The sequence below is a fragment of the Alkalibacterium sp. m-11 genome (assembly GCF_054658155.1).
The window spans coordinates 1-336 of sequence record NZ_BAAGIR010000418.1 but is presented as its reverse complement, the minus strand read 5'-3'; the positions used below and the strand labels follow the sequence as shown (position 1 = coordinate 336).

Genomic DNA, 336 nt, shown 5'->3' with positions numbered 1-336 from the left:
AAGGAAGTAAGACCCCTGAAAGATGATCAGGTGGATAGGCTGGAAGTGGAAGCATAGTGATATGTGGAGCGGACCAGTACTAATCGGTCGAGGACTTAACCACAAGAAAGAAAGTATAGCGAGGCGGGTAGATGATCCCGGGATTTGAGCACACATACCCTGAATGAGCACCGTAAGGGCGCAATGGGTAAGGGTGTCACATCACGCGGTCATCTGCCGAGCGAAACTGGACTGACGTGTGTTAAGGGTAAGTGGTGTTGTTTCGTGTTGATCAGCTGTCTAGTTTTGAGAGAACAACGTTCTCCAGTTTAATAGAAGAGTCACTGTGCGGTGACG

The 336-nt window shown here is 49.1% G+C and carries 1 rRNA gene; it reads left to right on the top strand.

Annotated elements, in window-relative coordinates:
* Positions 1–103: ribosomal RNA gene (locus tag ACYQ2O_RS13020) — 23S ribosomal RNA — on the top strand; the annotation flags it as partial.
* Between the last annotated feature and the right edge of the window lie 233 nt (positions 104–336).